2 protein-coding genes and 1 pseudogene are annotated in these 2970 nt (G+C 61.2%); 2 read left to right on the forward strand and 1 reads right to left on the reverse strand.

Features of this window, described 5'->3' with window-relative positions:
• A partial coding sequence (gene traA, locus AC1DUU_RS27865; protein ID WP_476786584.1) for a Ti-type conjugative transfer relaxase TraA occupies positions 1–2109 on the reverse strand: 2109 nt, incomplete at its 3' end.
• A gap of 252 nt (positions 2110–2361) precedes the next feature.
• Here traA and AC1DUU_RS27870 point away from each other — a divergent pair.
• Positions 2362–2517: pseudogene (locus AC1DUU_RS27870) on the forward strand (TraC family protein); the annotation flags it as partial.
• A gap of 120 nt (positions 2518–2637) precedes the next feature.
• The coding region (locus tag AC1DUU_RS27875) for a hypothetical protein (protein WP_476786585.1) at positions 2638–2970 on the forward strand (333 nt) is incomplete at its 3' end.

The raw sequence follows: 2970 nt of genomic DNA on the forward strand, positions 1-2970 counted from the left end.
CCCTTGAGACTTGTGGATCGTCGTTGCATAGCCATGATCAACCTTGGGGTAGAAACGCTGCTCGACCCTGACCAGCCGACGATGTTCGCCCTCGCCGATGGCAGCGACGATCCTGTTTGATGCCGCCTCGACGACACGGCCGATCATGCCGTTTTTCACGCCAAGCGAGGTCTCGTTCTTCAAGAAGACGATCTGGTCACCGGCGTCGAAGTGACGAAGTCCATCTGCGGTGCGGAAGGCATGTCCTACGCCGACGATCCCACGCTCCACGAGCTGTTYGCGCGCGCGGCTGTTGAGCATGCGAACGTCACGCCGAAGGTGTGCAAGGATAAGTGTTGTCTTCGTCGGATCGTAGTCGCTGTTCCAGTCGGCAATCAGACTGTCGATCGCCTGCGCCTTCAAGTCCGACCCAAGCACTCTGCCCTGCTGGCGATAAGCGGAGATTGCTTCACCGACACGGCCGCGCGCCAGATCGAGCGAAGCGGTCCTCATCCATTCCTCGCGCTGGCGATAGATCGTTTCGAGTTCGGCGTAACCGATGCGGTCAACGATCGCCCGAAACGCAGCACCCGCCTCGATTGGCTGGAGTTGGTCGGGATCGCCAACCAGCACCAGCTTTGCGCCTGCCCTGGTTGCCGCTTCAACGACCAGCGCCATCTGCTTCGARGCAACCATGCCRGCCTCGTCGAGAACAAACACCGTCCTTTCATCGAGACTGTCCCTGTCTTGTTTCCAGCGCAGTTCCCACGMCGCCAGCGTGCGGCTGACAATRCCCGCTTCYTTCTCMAGGCCYTCYGCYGCCTTGCCGGCRAGGGCTGCACCGACAACSCGATARCCGGCCAGTTCCCACGCCTCACGGGCGGCCTTCATCATCGTGGTCTTGCCCGCGCCGGCACGGCCAACGACAGCTGCGATCCGCGCGGCCCCCGTCACATGCTCGATGGCGACACGCTGCTCCAGCGACAGCTGCAAATGACGYGCCAAGACGCTGYCCAGCACYTYMTCTCGAACGCCATGYGTTGCGCGCYGCGAMAGCCAGATCGATTGCGTTGCCATCTTGGCTTCGATGCGGATCARCTCRCGCGTTGTGTAGCGCGCTCGGRYCTTCTCTCCTGTCGCAAGGTCGACGCCGTCGCGCTCGATGCGCAATGCCTCGGGGCTCTGCAGAACCCGCACCAGCAGATGCTGGAACGTGGCGGCATCGTCGACATAACGATGCAGGATCTTGGCGATATCGCGTTCGTCGAAGACGCTTCTTTCCGAAGAGATCATATCGAGCACGATCTCSGGCCGYTTKARRAACCGGCGTGTATTCTCCTTGCGCTGSGCCTCGAACAGATCGATCCGYTCAAGCGAGGGCTTTTGACCTTCGCTTTCGGATTTRCGCTGGATCGCCTTGGCGCCGACGCCGATATGGATGGTCGGCACGATGTCGATGCCGCGCTCGGCATAAGAGCGGCCATCWACGCGCAGATCGATGCCGCCAAGCGCCAGATGCTGGTTCTGCGTCTCGAACCAGCCATCGCGAAGCGCAGYAAAGTCGTTGATCCCGCCTGCCCATAGCTCATAAACGATCTTGCCGGCGGTGTTGCGCAAGACCTCGCCMTTCTYCCCGATGACGGCAATCTTCTTGGCSCCGAACCCGYCTTCGGTCAGCGGTCGCAGCGTCATCATCAGATGGACATGCGGATTGCCCGGCGCGTCATGATAGACCCAGTCCGCAACCATGCCCTTGGCGAGGATGTGTCGYTCGACGAAATCRCGGACCAGTGCGATGTTYTGCTCGGACGACAGCTCCAGCGGCAAGGCAATGGTGATGTCCTTGGCAAGCTGGGCATCCGCGCGTTTCTCGCAAGCCTCRACCTTGTTCCAGAAGRCTTCCGCAGCACCTGCCACCGAGTGATCGGCAATGAGGCTGCGCAGCCATTGYGGCGCATYRGSTGGCGCCRAAAACTCCTCGTGMAGWAGCCCYTGCTTGCGGGTGTAATCGACCGAGCGCGCTTCGCGTTCGTACTCCATCTTGGCGCAATGGCGATAGGCGGCCGACAGCACCGCGCTGCGGCCGTCGCCGCGGCTGACGATGCTGACGGAGAARTGAGGGACAGTCACGGCAGAGATTGCTCCYKGAGCGAACGGACACGCGTGCGTTCGTCAGGAGCGGCTGGCCGGACAGGCCGTTGAGCAAGGCGTCGCGWCAGCGACGTATAATTGCGCCCTTGGACCGCTCCTTCGGAACGGCGGGATCATCGTTGAGAGCGTCGGCWCCGCCGACTGGAGAATAAACGGGRATGCGCTTCGCACCSTCCCCGTCGATCCTTGTTTGGCGTTTGGCTCAAGCCAGACAAGGAAGGCTCATCTGGAATGAAAAAACCCTCATCGAAAATCAGGCAAGAAATCGCCCGACTGCAGGAGCAATTGAGACAAGCGGAAACGCGCAAGGCAGAGCGCATCGGGCGGATGGCACTCCGGGCCGGACTGGGTGAGATGGAGAGCGACGAAGCCGAGTTGCTGGCGGCTCGCTGTTCTTCTGTTTCGACAGCTCGTTAGGTGCGTCCGGCTGGCATCTTCTTTGTCGGACAGGCGGCTTCAAGACCCCGTCGGTGCGATCCCAACCGCGCTGAAACGGGCGGCGGCCTGGTGGTGCTTGATCCGTCCTCCGAGATCGCACTGATGATGATCGCGCATCGCCGCAAAGCCGACCGCAAGGTGATCGTGCTGGATCCTCGATGGATCGGTCGCTTTGGCGGCACGAAGGAGGAGGACATTGCTGTAGTGACAAAGGTGATGACGGGCCAGCCGAGACATACATTCGGCGTGGGACGACTGCTTTCGCGCCTCCGCACTTCAGCTTTTTACCGCCACCGCGTCGACCTGGGATTTGAACGTGCGCCGGTTCTACAACCTCACTTTCCAGCCGACCTTGTTTGGCAGCGCATGGGTCATCCGAAACTGGGAGGATTGGCATCAATG

It is taken from the genome of Aminobacter sp. P4_H6_2 (assembly GCF_056400805.1).